At 51.1% G+C, this 17,359-nt stretch carries 11 protein-coding genes and 2 tRNA genes; 6 read left to right on the forward strand and 7 right to left on the reverse strand.

Features of this window, described 5'->3' with window-relative positions; all coding sequences use genetic code 11:
- Nucleotides 1-505 precede the first annotated feature (505 nt).
- Nucleotides 506-826 (reverse strand): hypothetical protein, encoded by a 321-nt coding sequence (locus ACYVC2_RS05220; protein ID WP_461101240.1) that lies wholly within the window; start codon nucleotides 824-826, stop codon nucleotides 506-508.
- A 579-nt stretch (nucleotides 827-1,405) separates the two neighbouring features.
- On the opposite strand from ACYVC2_RS05220, the gene ACYVC2_RS05225 reads away from it, so the two are divergent.
- The gene (locus tag ACYVC2_RS05225; protein WP_461101241.1) at nucleotides 1,406-3,412 is read left to right on the forward strand and encodes a hypothetical protein; all 2,007 of its coding nucleotides are present in this window, start codon (nucleotides 1,406-1,408) and stop codon (nucleotides 3,410-3,412) included.
- A 21-nt stretch (nucleotides 3,413-3,433) separates the two neighbouring features.
- On the opposite strand, the gene ACYVC2_RS05230 is transcribed toward ACYVC2_RS05225, so the two are convergent.
- Nucleotides 3,434-3,586: a hypothetical protein gene (locus ACYVC2_RS05230; RefSeq protein ID WP_461101242.1), complete on the reverse strand. Its 153-nt coding sequence runs from the start codon at nucleotides 3,584-3,586 to the stop codon at nucleotides 3,434-3,436.
- Nucleotides 3,587-4,201: 615 nt separating this feature from the next.
- Here ACYVC2_RS05230 and ACYVC2_RS05235 point away from each other — a divergent pair.
- The 3 genes from ACYVC2_RS05235 (at nucleotide 4,202) to ACYVC2_RS05245 (ending at nucleotide 7,232) form a co-directional block, all read left to right on the forward strand.
- Nucleotides 4,202-5,659 carry a hypothetical protein gene (locus ACYVC2_RS05235; protein ID WP_461101243.1) on the forward strand — a complete coding sequence of 486 codons (1,458 nt, stop codon included), beginning with the start codon at nucleotides 4,202-4,204 and terminating at the stop codon, nucleotides 5,657-5,659.
- A gap of 468 nt (nucleotides 5,660-6,127) precedes the next feature.
- A complete protein-coding gene (locus ACYVC2_RS05240; RefSeq protein WP_461101244.1) occupies nucleotides 6,128-6,322 on the forward strand; it encodes a hypothetical protein in 195 nt (64 codons plus the stop codon).
- A gap of 52 nt (nucleotides 6,323-6,374) precedes the next feature.
- Nucleotides 6,375-7,232, forward strand: coding sequence for a hypothetical protein (locus ACYVC2_RS05245; RefSeq protein ID WP_461101245.1), 858 nt, complete (start codon nucleotides 6,375-6,377; stop codon nucleotides 7,230-7,232).
- Between the two features lie 237 nt (nucleotides 7,233-7,469).
- Here the strand turns inward: ACYVC2_RS05245 and ACYVC2_RS05250 are convergent, their stop codons facing one another.
- The 3 genes from ACYVC2_RS05250 to ACYVC2_RS05260 form a co-directional block, all read right to left on the reverse strand.
- Nucleotides 7,470-8,942, reverse strand: coding sequence for a hypothetical protein (locus ACYVC2_RS05250; RefSeq protein WP_461101246.1), 1,473 nt, complete (start codon nucleotides 8,940-8,942; stop codon nucleotides 7,470-7,472).
- Between the two features lie 756 nt (nucleotides 8,943-9,698).
- A complete protein-coding gene (locus ACYVC2_RS05255) occupies nucleotides 9,699-12,983 on the reverse strand; it encodes a beta strand repeat-containing protein (protein WP_461101247.1) in 3,285 nt (1,094 codons plus the stop codon).
- A 396-nt stretch (nucleotides 12,984-13,379) separates the two neighbouring features.
- Nucleotides 13,380-13,461: transfer RNA gene (locus ACYVC2_RS05260), tRNA-Leu, on the reverse strand.
- A gap of 151 nt (nucleotides 13,462-13,612) precedes the next feature.
- On the opposite strand from ACYVC2_RS05260, the gene ACYVC2_RS05265 reads away from it, so the two are divergent.
- The gene (locus tag ACYVC2_RS05265) at nucleotides 13,613-14,035 is read left to right on the forward strand and encodes a DUF3127 domain-containing protein (protein WP_461101248.1); all 423 of its coding nucleotides are present in this window, start codon (nucleotides 13,613-13,615) and stop codon (nucleotides 14,033-14,035) included.
- A 76-nt stretch (nucleotides 14,036-14,111) separates the two neighbouring features.
- On the opposite strand, the gene ACYVC2_RS05270 is transcribed toward ACYVC2_RS05265, so the two are convergent.
- Nucleotides 14,112-14,184, reverse strand: a tRNA-Lys gene (locus tag ACYVC2_RS05270).
- Nucleotides 14,185-14,239: 55 nt separating this feature from the next.
- On the opposite strand from ACYVC2_RS05270, the gene ACYVC2_RS05275 reads away from it, so the two are divergent.
- Nucleotides 14,240-14,983, forward strand: coding sequence for a hypothetical protein (locus ACYVC2_RS05275; protein ID WP_461101249.1), 744 nt, complete (start codon nucleotides 14,240-14,242; stop codon nucleotides 14,981-14,983).
- 91 nt (nucleotides 14,984-15,074) lie between these two features.
- Here the strand turns inward: ACYVC2_RS05275 and ACYVC2_RS05280 are convergent, their stop codons facing one another.
- Nucleotides 15,075-17,330, reverse strand: a complete 2,256-nt coding sequence (locus ACYVC2_RS05280; RefSeq protein WP_461101250.1) for a T9SS type B sorting domain-containing protein — start codon at nucleotides 17,328-17,330, stop codon at nucleotides 15,075-15,077.
- Nucleotides 17,331-17,359 lie beyond the last annotated feature (29 nt).

Consider the following 17,359-nt stretch of genomic DNA (forward strand, 5'->3'; position numbering starts at 1 on the left):
ATCATAACACATAACCCCTGAAGGGTTGTTTTATCAGGTTGTAACGTCTACAACACCTTATATACAGAAAAGTTAAATACTTCCATGCAATGGTACTGTAGACAAAAAAGAAAGCGTCCGGTTTTGGTGAACGGGTCTATTACAGACCCCATCAGAGGAATGATGGATGGAATGATAATGGTTTTTTTTGCTGATCTATACCGGACAGGGTAGGAAAGTGTTGCATATTATTAAAAAAAATCGGCTTTTGGATACTTAGGCGACTACTTTTTTTGCCACCTGTTCCGGGTTGTACTCTACAGTGAGCACCCAAATGATGCGCAGGCAGGAGTCTGCCGCGCTATCCATGCGCTATGGCAGCCATCAGCATAGTCGTACTGGACAAAAATTCCTGACTGATTATCAGTAGCTTGCTTTATAAAACGAATGATTCACGAATTTATTCGGTATCCCGCAATCGCCGGCGCGTCTGCCATGCTTTTTGGACATGAACAGGCGTGTCAGGCTAAACACTGAGTACGTACGTAATCGTATCGACCGACCCGTCGATGGACCGGGCCTGAACGACCATTCCGGAGTCTTCGTTGAAGAGCCGATCCCCGATCTGCGGTAAGGTGCCAAAAACTTCGTAAAATTTCCGAATGCTGGTAAAGCAGATGTTAAGCTTATGCATTTCGGTAGCGGCAATGACGGGGTCTTCGTACCAGTTTTCGACCCGGGATAATTTTCTAATTTGGTGGAGCTGTTTTTCTGAAAGTATAAACTTGACTTGCCAGCCCTGAATTACCCAGTCGGGGCTCTCAATGGTATCGATGATTGTATGCATCTGGTGTCATGATTAAATCGTTTTAATCCGAAAAATCGACGTTGAGTGCGTAACCGAAGGGCCTGGCGGCTGACCTTTATGGCGCAGTTCAGACGGAGAACTGTTTAGAAACAGCGTTCTGACAGAGACAGGTTTCTGTAAGCTTTCTTCTATAAATCAAACAGTTATGCCGAGGGCAATTGTTTGGTTTTAGTTAGTAAACGGTATACTGAATATGGGTCGCCGATCCGGATAATATCCGGTCCGATAGGTAAATGTATGTAAATAGGAGGGGGTAAAAGGATCGGTAACTGAGGAAAGATGGACGGGATTTTTTCGGATTACCAGCATTAAAAACTTTGTTATAGTTCTCCAATATTAGAACTATATTGAAGCCTGTTTTCAACTAATGAAATATTGAGTATATCTATTTTGTATTACCTTAATTCGTTATTTGTTAATTAAGTATAGTGTTAACTAGAAAGCGTTTAAAGTAGCCTTTCTGACTATTTTTTAAGGTCGTTCTCTTACCTTTTTCTTCTCCCTATAAGTATGCTTAAATCGTTTACGAATAGTTTAACGTGTTTAGTCTTATTGCTGTTGGCTACGAATATACAAGCGCAGGTTTATACCTACGATTTAACCGTCGGGCCAAAAAGTATCAATCAATTGGGGGCTTTTGGTCCTGATGCGACCGTGCCGACTGCTACGCTGCAGGGAGTAGATACGGCTCCGTTACTGGTTGATGATCAGCAACGGGCAAAATTAGGCTTACCTGCCCGATTGGGTGTTGATGTGCCAGCCAATGTCGATCTGCTGCTGGCTGGTGTGAAGTCGGATAAGCCTGGCTATCGGGTGTCGATCTATCAGTTCAATATTCCGGACGCGCTCGGGCTATCGGTTACGTTCGATGAGTTGCAGTTAGCCGAAGGAGCCCGGTTGTTTATCTATAACAAAGACCAGACTAAGCTGATCGGCCCCATAACGGCCCGGCAGAACGGGCCGGGTTTCTGGTCGGACCTGCTGGAAGGCTCCTCCGTTCTCGTCGAAGTGCAGGAGTCGGATCAGCTAGTCGGGCAGAGTCGGGTTCATGTGGCCAAACTAGTTCAGTATTACCGATTTGCACCCCGTTTTGGCTTTGGTACCTCGCAGTCGTGTGAGCTGAATACCATCTGTTATCCCGCTTATCAGAATGAAGCGGACGGGGTGTGTATGATGTTGACGAATTATACCCCCTACACCTACGCCTGTACGGGGTCTATCGTCAATACGGCTCAACAAAGTTTCCGATCTTATCTGCTGACGGCTTTTCACTGCTACGATTTTTCGGGAGACGGTGTCCAGTCGGCTGGTGAACTGGCCGCTGCGGCCAGCACCCAATTTCGGTTTCACTGGGAGAGCCCAACCTGCACCCCTACATCGGCCGATAACGTTTACCTGACTCTGACGGGGGCTAACTTCCGGTCGGCTTATGCAGCCTCCGATTTTACCCTGATGGAATTGACCCAGCAGGTACCCCCGTCGGAAAACATAACTTATCTGGGCTGGAACTGGGAAAGCGCTGTGCCTAACACGCCGTTTGGAATACATCACCCCAGTGCCGATATCAAAAAAATATCGTTCAGCCCCAACAACACGAGCCTGGTAAACGTAACTCCCGGAGCGAGTTATATTGTCAATCAAGGATCAACGCACATCCAGGTTGTCTGGGGCAATCAGGGGGTAACCGAAGGCGGCTCATCAGGCTCTCCGCTGTTCGATACCAACCGGCGGATCGTGGGGCAACTGCACGGGGGCGGATCGTACTGCACGGCAACCACCTCGCCCGACCAGTACGGACGACTTTTTACATCCTGGACGGGCGGAGCTACGAACGCAACACGCCTGAGCAACTGGCTGGATGCCACCAACCTGGGTAATACAACGACCGACGGGGTTAAACCCGCCATCAGCGGGTCGGCGACGATAACCAACAGTGGGTCGTTTTCAATCAATACAGTGTCGGCTTCGATTACATCCTGGAGCATCGCCGGTGGAACGGGCGTAGTGTCGACGACATCGGGTACGGGCAACCTCGCCAGCCTGGACGTCCTGACCTCGGCTAGTTCGCTAACCATTACGTTTTCAGTGAGCGCCGGGCAAACCTACCCGATTACTTTCAGTAAGGTATTTGACGCCATCTCGACCGCGCCCGATCTGACCCCGGCCCTGACCGCCCGCCCTTCGACGGTCCGTAGTACGACAGCGATCAGCGTAGTGGTTGATGTGTATGAGATCAACGCCGTGGCCACCAGTGGCACCACCACCGTCCGACTCACGAAAGACCCTAAAGTGACGCTGAACTTTGATAACAGTCTGACCTCCGTTGGCGGAAAATCTGTTCAGAACTCAGCCTGGAGTTTTAGCGGCCCTGCGGGTGGTTTTTATACGCTCACCACCAATCAGGTCATCAGTGCCGGTGGTTTGCTGTCGTTTGGTCTGAATGGGCTGTTAAATCCCGGAACGACAACCGGCTCATTGAGCATCAGCGCTACTGTCCTGCAGCCTAACGAAACTAACCTGGAAAACAACATCGATGCGGACAAGATCGAATATTTCCAGCAGTGAGTTGCTGCCCACCAGCACCGATTAACGTTCGTGCCGCTGCTGGGTTTTAGGGATATTTATTAATTGTGCATACACCGACTTAGGCAGTGAATATTGGCTATTTACCTGCTGAACATACTGCGTAAATAAGCTGGCGAAATGGGCAGGGTCAGCCGTTTTTGAAGATGGTTTCATGATTGACGTTCCGGAAATCACCTTATAGACGCTTGATGCTTAAAAAGGTAACAAAATATATAGAAAGAGATTCGATTTAGGCTGAAAGGGTGTCATAGTGCGCGGTTATGGCTAAGTAGATTAGGATGATGGTTATAAAAAGCCGGGACTTATGCGAGGTAGACCGCTACCCGACAGGATTGGCACTTGGCGCAGAATCTGATCCGGAAAGCGGTCAGACGGGAGGCCCTGACCGGTAGGCCCCGTATGGGACATGAAACCATTTTTTTTGGCTGGGCGGCCGCTCAGGAACGCTCGGCGACACAAATTCCGGTCTCCGTTCCCTGCCCGTGAACCAGCTTCAAAGGACACCTAAAGTTGGGCCTGATTAGTAAATAAGCTATGAAAAATTAGTAGTTTCAACTTCGTGAGCCAGCGCTTGCCCGTTGGCTCACTCTTTCTTTTTTTTGTCCAACAACGTGAAACTTTTCTGCATAAATGACCCAAGTCATACCTAACGCTTATGCCTCTGCAGCAAGCCTTCGGCGCCAAACCCTTTTATTTAGCGTACTTATCGGCTTGGTCATTGCGGGCAGTATAATCGCTTCCCTGTTTTTTAAGCAACGCTGGATTTGGATGGACGAAGTACTTAGTTACATCCTCCTGTCCGATCCATCGCGGGCTCACATGAATGACGCCATCGTCAGCAGCCTTGATTCGAATCCGCCCCTCTATTTCAACTTTGTCTGGACACTGGCCCACGGCATCAGCCTGAATGAATACTTTTTAAAGGCTATCTCGATTGGGCTGTTTGCCACCACTATTGCTTTGTTTTACCGCTATACCACGCGGCTGATTGGCTCACCGCTGATCAATTTTATTCTCTTTAGTGCCATTATCAGCCTGACCTACCTCAATTATACGCTTTCCACCCAGATCCGATCCTACGCCCTGTATCTGCTGATGAGTTGCCTCTACTTCATGGCTACCCATCCGCTCATCAGGAACCCAAATAAACCCCGTCTGCTGGTCATGCATTTCCTGGCGGGTGCGCTGCTGGTGATGACCCATAATTTTGGTTCCTTTTATGTAACGGCTTCGCTGAGTTTTTTTGCCGTTCTGTATTTCTGGTCCAAACGGCAGACCTACTGGTGGGTGGCAGGCTCGCATTTCCTGATTTACAGCGTATGGCTGGTGCTCTGGTATCATAACTTTCAGATTCAGTCTTTGTCAGGAAAACCTTATTCCTGGATTCCGGAACCAACGGTACTATCTTTTTTCAAAACGGTGGGGGAAATAATCCCTGGGTTGTCGTCCCGGCTTGAGCAGCAACCTGCACTGGTTTTTCTGCCCATTTTGCGGGTGGCGCTGGTGCTGGGGCTGTTTGTGTACATCGCTATTCCCCAACTAAAAAAAGGCTACCAGGCCGCTGTTAGCAATGATGCACTCAGCTTTTACCTGTTTACGGGTTGGGTGGCGATGGCTACCGCTGGTGGGACCGTAATTGTATCGTACACCTATTTGTCGGTTTTTCTGAGTCGCTATCAATGGCCGAGCCATCTGCTGCTGTTGTATCAGTTGGTCTTCGCCTTTTATCAATTGGCCCCGCGAGCCCGGATTTCGGCTAAACTGGTCCGTCTGGTGCCGCTGTATGTGCTGCTATTGGTGGCTTTTATGTTTTATCAGAACCGAAAAATTGTGCATTTTCCCAGCGGTATTCTGGACTATCTTCCGGCCAATGAAGCTCACTATCCTGTCTTTTTTGAATCGGCGGATTACTTTCTGCCGATCTGGCACTACAACCTGGCGAATGCTTATTATCTGATGCACCGCAAAACGGTGCTCACGCCGGGGAACCTGAAGAATTCATCGACCGATTATAACCTGTTTGTCTCCATGCGGGAAAAGTATAACGAGACTCGGGTAGTCAAAGCCTCTGAATTTACCAAAGCACGCTTCCCCCACTTTTACATCGTCGATGAGGCAAGTCGGTACCAGATCGAATACTTCCTGGCTACCCACCAGGCTAAACTGGTCAGAGTAATTCCCGTTCCTATTGCCGGTCATCGGATTCTGGAGTGCACGCTTCAGTGAGTGCCATTGAACGATCTGCCGTTACGGCGCTGTAACGGCTTTAGCATACAGGCATGCAGGTAGGCTCCGATCTCCATAGCAAGGCAAACAGGTATATTTTGTCGCATTCTGGTCAGCTCGTACTCTTGGCAGCAGAAATGGGATGTGGTGTGAAACTTGAACTGATGAGTGTTGCTCCCGTCCACTGAGCTTGATTCCAATAGACTTTCGCAAGGGAAACCAATTTGTCGAAACCGGTGGGGTGTTCACTTTCGACCGTTCGCTCAAAACTTACCTCTGTATATCCTAAAACAGCCCCAACTTACCTCCTGGTATACGACCACTTTGGCAGTAAGGAACGACGAAGGCTTTGTCGTGCGGGAATTCATAGGCTTAGGTAGTTCAATCACCTATTCAACCACCATGGATACCGTCAACACCGGCACTACGGACCCATGGCTCAGGACTTCTTTGCGGCCTTAGGGCACGATGCGCTGGGAACCGTCGGAGAGGGTAAAACCATCAACCAGGCTGATTTTAGATGGGGTCAGTCTGGTTGCTATTCAGGCTTTGATCGACGACGTAAATCGACTCAAGGCCGAGAATGGTCGCCTGCGAACCGAAACCGTTAGGCTCGGCGAAGAAACCTCCTCGCTGCGCGCCAATGTAGAAGCCATTAAGTAAGCGCCTGTTGCCCGAAGAAAACTGTTTAACCGCTAAACTCTAAAATAGATCGATGCGATATTATCTGGCAAGTTTATGTATGTTGCTGGGCTTACAAAGCAGCGCCCAGCACTCGTTCGGTAGCAACGGGATGACCATTCTGGAGGCTACCCCGGTGAGTTTCGATGGACTGGCCCTGACGCCTTCGACCAGTTTGGCCCTGGTCAACAACAGCATCCTGCGAACCTCCACGCCCTTGACGGGCAATCCCAGTATCAACCGGCTCTATCAGTTCGGGGTATCGACCCCCTTTTCCGGCACGGCCGCCATCAGCTACCTGCCGGCCGAGCTGAACGGCTACTTCGAGTCTACCCTGCAATTGGCTTATACCAGTGCTGCCAATGAACCCCTGACCGTGACCGAAGCCAGTGCCGTCAATGTCAGCCTGCATACGGTTAGCAATGTGCTGAGCAACCAAAACCTGTATGTGGTGACGGCTACCGCCCTGTCAGACTTATCGCCGAGCCTGTTCGCCCGTCCATCGAGCGTGCAGGGCACCAAGCCCTTCACGGTGGTGGTGGATGTGTATGAGCTCAATTCGGTAGCCACCAGCGGTGCTTTCAGTGTCAAGGTCAGCAAAGATCCCAACGTCAGTTTAAGTCTGAATCCCCGGGCAACAACCGTAGGCGGCAAACCGGTACAAAATTACGCCTGGACGATGAGTGGGCCGGCGGGGGGCTACTACACGCTCACCACCAGTCAGCCGGTAGCGGCTGGTGATGTTCTGAGTTTTGGGCTGGCCGGCACACTGACACCTGGTGCCACGACGGGCGTGCTCACGGTCAGTTCGACGGTGCTGCCGATAGGTTTTACCGAAGCGGCCTATGACAACAACACCGATGCCGATAAGGTGGATTATTTTCAGCAATGACCCATTTGCTCACCGGCGTTACCACTAAGTGACAGTAGCCCTTAGCCATGGTGTCGGGGATCTTCAGCTTCGTCGTGGACTTCTCTCGATCAGGGAACACGTATTTATGGCGTCTTTCGACTCTCCGCTTATTCAGCTTGTATCCGAATCATGGTTACAGGCAATCACCCGGTTTTGACAGACCAGGTGATTGCCTGTAGAAAAGGGGGTAGGCACTCGTATCGTCAATATGAATGACTAATTGATATGCACATTGAAATATTGTACGATGGATGTATCCTGACCGTTGGCGCTGCAGTGGGTCGTCGCCGTGCATTTAAGGGTGGCATATCCGGCGTGATTATCCCAGCGGATTTGACACAGACTACCCGTTGAACCGCCCGTAAACTGACCTGTTGCAGAATAATTCGGATAGCCCGATGGAATAAGCTCCCATTGGATACTAACGGTATTACCCGCTTGTGCCAAAGCATCGACGGCCCCGTTGATTTGGTAATTATAGTAGGGAGCGTTGTTGACGTCGGCCACGGTCATGTTATCCGTTCCGTAGATCGCAAAATACGGTTTGCCCAGCGTACTCAGGTCGATCCAGCCGATAACGGGCGAGTACTGAAGCTGTTGGTTGCAATAACTGCTGATGCGTAACCCCACCGTGGTAGTACCGGTATTGACGATTTTATCGCCTGGCACATCGATGTAGTTGCTACCGGCAGCATTATGATAAAGCTTATTGTTCTCGTCGTTATTGTAAAACACATCGAAGTCATATTGCGACGTTGGCCCACCCGCTCCTAAAGCGGTAATACGAAGGGGGGTGCCAGGAATATAGCATTCGAAGGGGAAGGTTGCCGTGATGGGTGGGCTGCAACTGTTTAATTGGGACTCTGTGCAATTACAGCCCTGGTAGGCGGCAAAAGCTCGCAGCACAACACCGATAACGGCCCCGACAGCCGTTGCCTTGGTGGCTGCTTCGACCGAGCGGGCGGCTATTCCCAATGAGCCCCCATAGGCCGATCCAATGCCCGTTACGCCACTTAAATAGCCCAGGATACAGGCGGTTCTATCCCAGAAGTCGCAATTGTCCAGGGTAGCGGCCAGTCGTCCTGACTTATCCGAAACGGCCGCCTGCGGCAGCTTATCGAACTGCGTCATGGCTACGTACTTGATCATCGACCGCTGAATCAACAGGGTGCTTTTCTCCGGTTCAGACAGTGTTTTATCGTTGATGATCTCCTGTTCTTTGGCGACAAACCAGTCCCAGGTCGTCTTTTTATCGGGCTGGCTGGCTAAAAACGCTTTCAGATCGGCATTATGCCTTTTGATCTGCTCGCCCTCCTTTCCCGTAAACGTGCCTTCCTGAGTTAGTTGATCGATAATTTGGTCGTGACTCAGGCCCTTTTGTTTTACCTCCTTGAGTCGGGCGTCAAACTGTGCGTTGAAGGCATCCTTCTTGGCTTTGGGCAAGTTAGGTACGAATGACAGGGGGTCTATGGTGCCCGAATAGTAAGTCAAATGTCGGTAGACCAATTGACCATATTCGTCATGGTTAAAGCTCGCAGCATCGGGCTTTTTTTGCAGGCTGGGAAACAGATCCGTCGTTCTCGACGGCATCGTAGGTTGAACAGACAGTGTACTCTCTCGGCTACAAGAAAGAATAAGCAGTAGCGACAGAACCGTAACGAGCATTACGCCATTAGATTTGCTCTTCATTGTTGAGAGGTTTAGCCGTTAACGATGTTGTTAACTAATTTGAATAATGAGTTATATAATAAGAATATTGTTTTATCTTAGAAAGATTATATTTACATAGTAAGCTCTTATAGTAAGCCTTGGATAAGTATTTATACACAGTCAATTATTTTTTGATCAGCTATTGAGTACCCGTAACCGATAAATGATGAAAATCACAGGGTTAGCGATTATTGCCAAGCTGTATGTTAAAGAATGTTAAAAAGTTATTAGAATAATTAAATTGACTAAACGGTATAACTTATCCCAGTATTCAAGTCAGACGTAGCTATTTTTCAGCCTAAATGGGTATGCATTAATTGACTGACAAACAGGATATGATGTCCAGCAGACGGGCAATGGGAGGAGCGATCTAAGCCAAAAACGGGTCTGGCCAGTGGGTTATATCGGCGATGGTAAGGTTTTGTACACGCACATCGGTAGGCTGGGCGAGGTACGCTTGGTGGCGGTGACAGCATACCTGTGCCGATTGAATAACAAGTTCTTTAAGTTGGTTGGGGGAGGTAAGAATCATGAACGAAAACGAGCTCCTGCTTTTTAAACCGGGGCTTATCGAAGCCGGCAGATGGCCACTTCGCCAGATTAACCGCTTAATTGGCCTCTCCTATAAAGCAGGAAAGCGATGCCGGGTTAACTCCGGCACCGCTTTTCCCATTCAGGTTTCAGGTTAAATGTATTCAAAAGCAAGCAAGTCGCCTGGTTCAGATCGCAGCCCCTTTATTGCTGGAAATACTCGATCTTGTCGGCATCCGTGTTGTTAAGCGCGTAGGTTTCTCCTCCGCTGCCTGCAACAAGCGAGGCCGTCGCCGTCAATGTGCCGTTTGTCGCACCGGGTTGCAGCGTACCAATCAAGCCAAACGAAAGCATCTCGCCAGCCATAATCACCTGATTGGTGGTCAGCGTGTAGTAGCCTCCTGCCGGCCCACTGAGGGTCCAGACATTGTTCTGCACGGGTTTTCCGCCGACGGTCGTAAGTGTTCCGTCCAGAGAGAGCGTCACTTTAGGATCCTTAGTCAACCGTACAGTAATCGGTCCTGAGGTTGCTACCGAATTGACTTCGAACAAATCGACAACGACAAAAACGGCCTGGGTTCCACGAACAGTCGTTGGTCGGGCGTAGATAATGGGTGTCAAATCAGTCGGTTGGGGACTTTCGTACGCCCCCATGTCGATCGTCCCATTTTGGGTTCGGATATTTCCGGCCAGATCGGTGTCCGGGCCGGAAGCATTCTGATAGGCGATGTCGTCACCCGCATCGATGGCTGGTGAGCCGACACCCAGTTGAGTTCCGGTTGTGCTGGCAAAGGGGCTGACGCTGACGACCAGGTTATTGCCTCCATTGGTATAACCCGTTGTGCCGGTCTCAAACAAACTATAGCTGGCTGACACAGTCGTTCCTCCGGAATTTAAAAGTGTTTTTATCCCACCATTGCCAAAAAACACGCAGTTAGCCAGCGTAACGACGACATTTCCGGTATTGACCTTAATGCTGTAAATAACGCTGCCCTGGCTACTGGCCGAGTTACTTTGGAAGGAGCAGTTTGTCAATAGTGGATTGACCGCAAAATTGGCAGCCGCATTGTTGTATACAACTCCTCCCTGACTACTGGCCGAGTTGCTTTGAAAGGAGCAGTTCACAAACCGGGGATTGACGAAATTGCTGCTGGCGTTGTTATAAACGGCTCCTCCGTCGGTCGCTGAATTGCTGGTAAACAGACAGTTGATAAATACGGGGTCGACAGGTCCAGTGCCGCTGGCATCGTTGTAAACCGCACCTCCTCCCGTCGATCCGCCGGTATTGCTTTGAAACACACAGTTCGTAAATACTGGGCTGCTGTTGCTGATGTTATAAATGCCACCTCCGCGCGCGGTAGCCGTGTTGGTAAGAAAATAACAGTTGATAAATTGAGGTACGGCATTGTTGTTATACACCGCTCCTCCCTGACTGGATGCCGCATTGGTTAAAAATAGACAGTTGCGAATGAGTGGTGTGCAGGTACTCCCCGTTCCGTCGTTGTACATACCTCCGCCACTGTTGTTAGTGGTTGTTCCGTTGGCATTCCCTCCTGCAATGACAAACCCATCCAGCAGGGCGGTACTGGTCAACCCCGGCGGGTTATTGATCACATGATAACTGTTGTTAACCGCGGTGCCGTTGCCGTCCACATCACCCGACAGGGTGCTGCTGCTGGGCGTGGTCAGGCTGATGGAGGGCCGTTGGTTCAGGGCCGTCTCCGTTCCCAGAAAACCTCCATAAATGGCCACCCCGTTTTTCAGGGCGAAACTGATCGTGCGGGTCGTCGTTTTGGTTGGCTTATAGACCCCTCCGGCAACCCATATCTCCGTTAGATTTACCGCGCAGACGTAGTTGAGTGCCGACTGGAGGTCCGGGAAGGCATCCTGCCAGCTTAAACCGGTATTGGCTCCCGTAGCACTTGCCTTCACGTACAGACGCGATACCTGCCCCGAAGCGGTGTTACTCGTTACCGTCGTGGTGGTCGTGCTGCTACAGCCTGATGAATTGAATACCTGCACCGTATATTCACCGGCGCTACTCACCACACGCGTGTTCGTCGCGTTCGACGTACCGATCTCTATTCCATTCGAATCGGTGAATCGGTACGAGTCGCCCCCCGATGCTGTTAGCGTGACTGATGTCAGGGTACAAGTTAGTGGCCCGTTGTTGATTAAACCGGCGACAGGAGAAGCACTGATCGTTTGATTTCCCGAACTCCAGGATGTCTTTCCGTTGGCACTGGTTGTCAGGGTAAAGGTCTGGAAGCCGGTGGTGGCAGCTGTCAGAGTCTGGCTAAAAGCCGGGTTACTACTGACACCGGTCAGCGAATTGGCGCCACTTTCTGTGATGAGCGTATAACTGTAGCTACCGGATAAATTGCTGATATCAGCAGTAATGGTGTAGGAGTTTCCCAGACAAACCGGATTTGGAGAAACCATCAGATTCATGACGAGCGGGATGGTATTGTCACAGAACGAAACACCGCCATTCGTGGCGGCATAAATGATGTCATCGGCCACGTATACGTCGCTCACGTAGTTGTTCCCCAAACCATTGTTAGTCGTGTAATTCGTAAAGGTAGTGCCGCCATCGGTCGAAATACTCAGCCCGCCCTGCACCGCTACGTAGACCGTACTGCCCAGCACAAACACCTTGTTGGCCGGATTTCCCGGCACGTTGCCCAGGCCACTATTCGCCTGAGTGCGGTTGGAGAACGAGGTACCTCCATTGGTCGATATGCTTAAGCCAGCCGATGTCGTTACGTATATAGATCCGCCGGTTACGTAAACGCCCCGTGTCGAGGAGCTACCCAGTCCGTTGCTGGTGGTTCGGTTGGTAAAGGAGGTACCCCCATTGGTCGATGTACCCAGCCCGCCCGTTGTTGCAGCATAGATCGTCGTGCTGCTCGGCCCCGACAGAACAAAAACATCATTCACCGCATTGCTTCCCAGCCCGCTGCTGGTGGTCCGGTTGGTAAAAGAGGCTCCACCGTTTGTCGAGATACTCAATCCGCCAGCGGTAGCGGCATAAACGGTCGTGCTGCTCGGTCCAGACAGGGCATAAACGGCCTTGACCGATATGTTGCCCAGGCCGCTGCTGGTAGAAACGTTCGTGAAGGAAGTTCCGCCATTTGTCGAGATGCTCAACCCACCATCGGTGGCGGCATAAATCGTGTTGTTCAGGACGAACACGTCATTGACCGTATTGCTTCCTAACCCGTCAGGTATCAATCGGGTAACAAACGAGTTTCCACCATCGGTCGAGATGCCTAGGCCGCGGTTAGTGGCTGCGTAGACCGACGTACTGACTGGGCCTGACAAGGCAAACAGGCCAAGGATGGTATTATTTTCCAAGCCGTTGTCTGTCGTTCGGTTGGCATAGGTAGTACAGGTGGGTCCGTTCTGAGCTACGGCTTTCAACGGCGAAGTCAGTGCGAACAAGATTGGCAGAAGTGCAAACGCTAAAAATGAGTAGTGTTTTTTCATGAGAGGAGAGTGATCGGTGGCCTACTTTCAAGATTGCCTGCGGCTGCGGCAAATACGTATTATGATTTCTACCTTGCTAACACTCTCGTTACATTCTTTACCACTCTTGTTGTATTCGGGTGAAAATGTGTCCTTTAGCGGCTATTTTAAGAAGCGTTACTCCTATTGTTAGCCGCAAAAATCAACCTAAACGGAAAAGTATACGACCAAAATAGGCGAGGGGAGCATACGGGGAGGGACGGGCAAAAGAATTGAAAAGCCTAACCAAAAACGAAGCGATCATCGGGACGGTGTACCTGGATAAGTCCTGAATCAGGAGCTGCCCGCAACTTGTTTCGATACAAAAAAATAAGCACTTACTTTTTAATGTAAGTGCTTTATATTCAGTCGTTTATGTGACCACGGGGAGACTCGAACTCCCATGCCGTGAAGCACCACCCCCTCAAGATGGCGTGTCTACCAGTTTCACCACGTGGCCAATCAGCTGATTGCGGGTGCAAATATAGCCGCTTCCGCTTCGTTTGCCAAACCGCGCCCGAAACTTTTACTTTTTTTCGGGTCACTCACCCCAGAACTGACGGAAATTTCGTACTTTTATACTAGTAATTTATCGAAAAAGACCAGCTAAGATGGCACTCGAAATAGTCGGAAAACTCATTAAAGTATTGCCTGAAGTATCGGGGCAAGGTAAAAACGGTCCCTGGAGTAAACAGGAATTTGTTATCGAAACCCTTGAAAGTCAATACCCTAAAAAAGTATGTATGACCGCCTGGGGCGAAAAAGTGAATGACCTCAAACAGTTTGCCGACGGCGATACGCTGAAAGCTACGTTCAGCGCCGAATCACGTGAATACAATGATCGCTGGTACACCGAATTGCGGGCGTTTCGCATCGAATTAGCGGAAGGTGACGGCAGTGCCCCTTACTCGGCCCCTGCTGCCCGTCCGGCTTCAGCCCAGCAGCCACAGTCGCGTCCGGCTCAGCAAAGCCAGCCCGCTGCCGTGTCGTTCAATTCTGCTTTCGACGAAGAAAGCAACGATCTGCCGTTTTAACAGCATCCGGAAAACAGCGAAGGGAAGAAAGAAAAGAACTAATTCAGTTCCCGTTCTTTCTTCCCTTCGCTGTTTGTGATTCGGCTGGGATTCGAACCCAGGACCCATACATTAAAAGTGTATTGCTCTACCAGCTGAGCTACCAAATCGGTAAACGGTCTGCCGCTGAATCTAGCGGTCCGTTTGTTATTGTGGTGCAAAATTATGGCCTTATTTCGTTCGCTGCAAGGACTTTTCCTTAAAATAAGTCTATTTTTTTGGCTGGCACCTGCTAATGTGCTGGCACAGACGACCTTGGCGGATTCATTGCGTCAGGCCGATTCTCTGTTTGCCTCGGGTGATCAGATCGGCGCTGCCCGCCTGTATGAAACCGCCCTGGCCGAAGGGCATACCGCTACGGATGCCATGCTCCTGAAACTAGCCAGCGCCAATGAACGGTCGAATAATATACCCCGACAGCTTTATTATTTAGGCGTTTATTTCGAACGCCATCCCGACGATGTCATCCTCCGCCGGATGAATGACATTGCCCGGGCCAACAACCTCAGCGGGTACGAAACCGACGATCTGAATTACTTTTATCTGTTTTACCGAAAATACGGAGTGTATTTTCTCCTGTTTCTGCTAATTCCGGCGGGCTACGTCTTTATCGTGCTGATACTGAAACGGATGCGCAACGAAGAAGTGCCTGGCCGCCAAAAGTGGATTGTGTTTGTATACCTGCTGCTCCTGCTGATTTTTACGAACTTACCCGAAGGCGTTCAGTCTGGTATTACCAGCCAGGATCGGGTGTTGCTGCGGACCGATCCGTCGGCAGCTGCCCCTGTGGTCGACGTTATCGGCCGGGGTCATAAGGTCAATATCCTGGGTAGTAAAGATATCTACCTGCGTGTACTCTGGCATAACGAACTCTACTTTATCCGGCGGGATAACGTATGGCTGATCTAGTAGAATAGTGGTCAGCAACTAGGTGACTAACCAGGACCACTGCCCTCGACGCCAGCACTATCAACTAATTCCTGTCGACTATCCACTCCGTTTACCTCATCAGCGTTACCGGTCCCTTGAAGGTTTGGCTTGTGGTCAGCAGCAGGTAATAATACGTACCAGCAGGCGAGTTGTTGCCGTACCATCGGAACCGCGGGTCTGTCGATTTGAAGATGGGCTGCCCCCAGCGATTGGTAATCTCTACCGATTTGAACCGTTCATTGCAGGAGTCGGTTGGTAAATCTTTCACCGCAAAATAGTCGTTGATACCGTCGCCGTTGGGCGTAAACACGTTGGGCACCTTGATCTCACCGGTCCAGACCGGGCTCTTGACGTGGAAGGTAACCGTCGTCGTATCGAGGTGATGCGGCTGGCAGGAGCGGTCGTCGACGACGAAATCCACGACGAACGTAGCCTCGGTTCGCCCCGCCATCAGCTCGCAGGTAGGTCGCCAGCTAAAGGGCGACTGCAGGGTAGGTAAGCCGGTCTTGTTCGAGAAATTCATGCCTGCAGCCGCCACATCGAAGCCCCGGCCCGTTCCCGACAGCCGAAGCGTGTCGCGGTCAGGATCATTGCCCAGTACATCGAACGTAGAAAAACCAGCTGAATCGGATGGGCTGACGGTCAGTTCGACAACGGCCTGCGCAAGCGTCGTCCGTATGCTGGGGGGCTGGCTTGGTAGGCCAATGGCCGCCAGATCGACGGTGACGGTATCGCGCAGGTTTCGGTTGCAACGGGTATCGGTAACGATAAAATCGACCAGATATGACGTCTGGGTCGCCTGCGTACAGGTGGGTTTCCAGGTAAATGGCTGCGAGACCTTACCCACGCCCGAAGCCGATCCGAAACTCATGCCCGCCTGCGCCAGCGTGAACCCGCGCCCAACTGCCTGGATCGTCACATTGTCATTGTCGATATCGGTACCGAAGGCATTAAACGTCAGCGACGAGCCAACTGTGACTTTACCTTTGTTGTTCGGCAGGTCGGTTCCGGCAATGGGTTTGTTATTGGGCGAAGGAATGATGTTCAGCCGGACGGTGAGCGTGTCGCTCAGCCCCTGCGGACAACCGTCGTCCGTGGCCCGGACCATCAGCGTAATGGGGGTGCCGTTGCCGCCTACGCACCGGCCAAAACAGAATTTGGTTTGTAGCGTGTCGTGTCCGGTGCGGTTGATGAGCTCACCCGGAGCAAGGGTCAGTCCAGGCAGCGAACCGCTCATGTTCGTGATGGTAATTCGTTGGTTAGGGTTGATGTCGGTTACGTAGAGGGTCAGGCAGTTGGTGTCTTTTTCGGCAATCGTCAGCACGGTGCCTTCCTGATAAAAATTTTTCTGCCCCTCCGGTTTGAACAGCAACTGGGGGGCGTTATTTTTCTGACAATCGACGACCAGCACCTGGTAGTCGCGCCGGACCCGGCCGATGACTTTGCCCGCCCGGTATTCGCTGACGTCGACGGAAAAAACGAACAAGCCCGCCCGGTCCGGGGTTACGCTGAGCAGACCCGTGGTGGGGTTGACCCGCAATGGCGCCGGACCGGGAATCTCGTTCGCCAGCGAAATACCATTGCTCCATTGAACCGGCGGATATGGCCCCGGATTGAAGAATGGCGGGGTGGGGCGGTTTAAGGCGCCCGGGTTCGGATTGCCCGTGGTGCTGTACCCATTGTATGGGGTTACGACCGAATAAACCAGACTATCGCCATCGGCATCTTTCGCGCTGAAATCGAGGGTAAACGGCTGGCCGATGCAGGCATAATCACCTTTGGGAATCGTAAAGACCGGGGAAGAATTATACACCCGATTACTACCATTGGCGATGGCTGGAAACTCCAGATAAAAGGTAGAACCCGCAGCCCCCGGATTAATGATGTTGACGATGGTGCCATTGCGGCAACACCGCTCCCAGGATATATAGTATCCCCCGGCATCGTTGAAAATATTCGGGTCGAGGGTCAGATCGACGCTGTGCCGGATCAGGCGCGTGCTCAGGTTACCGATGGCGCAGGCCGGTCGGGTATAAGCGATGTTTTCGGTGCTGAGCCGGTTGAGCGGTACGTAGCCGATCAACTGATTCGTGCGCTTCGCAAAAATTCCCACCGTCACCAGCCCATCGTCGGCGCCGGGGTCGCCATTGACGTTGTCGAAATACAAATTCAGATTGATGCGATGAGAGTAGGCACTTTGGGCTCCCAGATAGCGAAGTTCCAGCTCACCCCCAACGATGTGCGTGGCATTAGCCAAGTGGCTCATAACCAGCAACAGGCCAGTCAATACTTGGGGAAACCACCACAAACGGTACACATTTACCATACACAGAAACAGTTCGGAATTAAGACCGT

The organism is Spirosoma koreense (assembly GCF_054777875.1).

Bases quoted from the DNA above. Each gene is read 5' to 3' on its own strand.
- ACYVC2_RS05280 (WP_461101250.1), bottom strand. From the start codon at position 17,330: ATGGTAAATGTGTACCGTTTGTGGTGGTTTCCCCAAGTATTGACTGGC.
- ACYVC2_RS05250 (WP_461101246.1), bottom strand. From the start codon at position 8,942: ATGAAGAGCAAATCTAATGGCGTAATGCTCGTTACGGTTCTGTCGCTA.
- ACYVC2_RS05255 (WP_461101247.1), bottom strand. From the start codon at position 12,983: ATGAAAAAACACTACTCATTTTTAGCGTTTGCACTTCTGCCAATCTTG.
- ACYVC2_RS05265 (WP_461101248.1), top strand. From the start codon at position 13,613: ATGGCACTCGAAATAGTCGGAAAACTCATTAAAGTATTGCCTGAAGTA.
- ACYVC2_RS05240 (WP_461101244.1), top strand. From the start codon at position 6,128: ATGCGCTGGGAACCGTCGGAGAGGGTAAAACCATCAACCAGGCTGATT.
- ACYVC2_RS05245 (WP_461101245.1), top strand. From the start codon at position 6,375: ATGCGATATTATCTGGCAAGTTTATGTATGTTGCTGGGCTTACAAAGC.
- ACYVC2_RS05220 (WP_461101240.1), bottom strand. From the start codon at position 826: ATGCATACAATCATCGATACCATTGAGAGCCCCGACTGGGTAATTCAG.
- ACYVC2_RS05235 (WP_461101243.1), top strand. From the start codon at position 4,202: ATGGACGAAGTACTTAGTTACATCCTCCTGTCCGATCCATCGCGGGCT.
- ACYVC2_RS05275 (WP_461101249.1), top strand. From the start codon at position 14,240: ATGGCCTTATTTCGTTCGCTGCAAGGACTTTTCCTTAAAATAAGTCTA.
- ACYVC2_RS05230 (WP_461101242.1), bottom strand. From the start codon at position 3,586: ATGAAACCATCTTCAAAAACGGCTGACCCTGCCCATTTCGCCAGCTTA.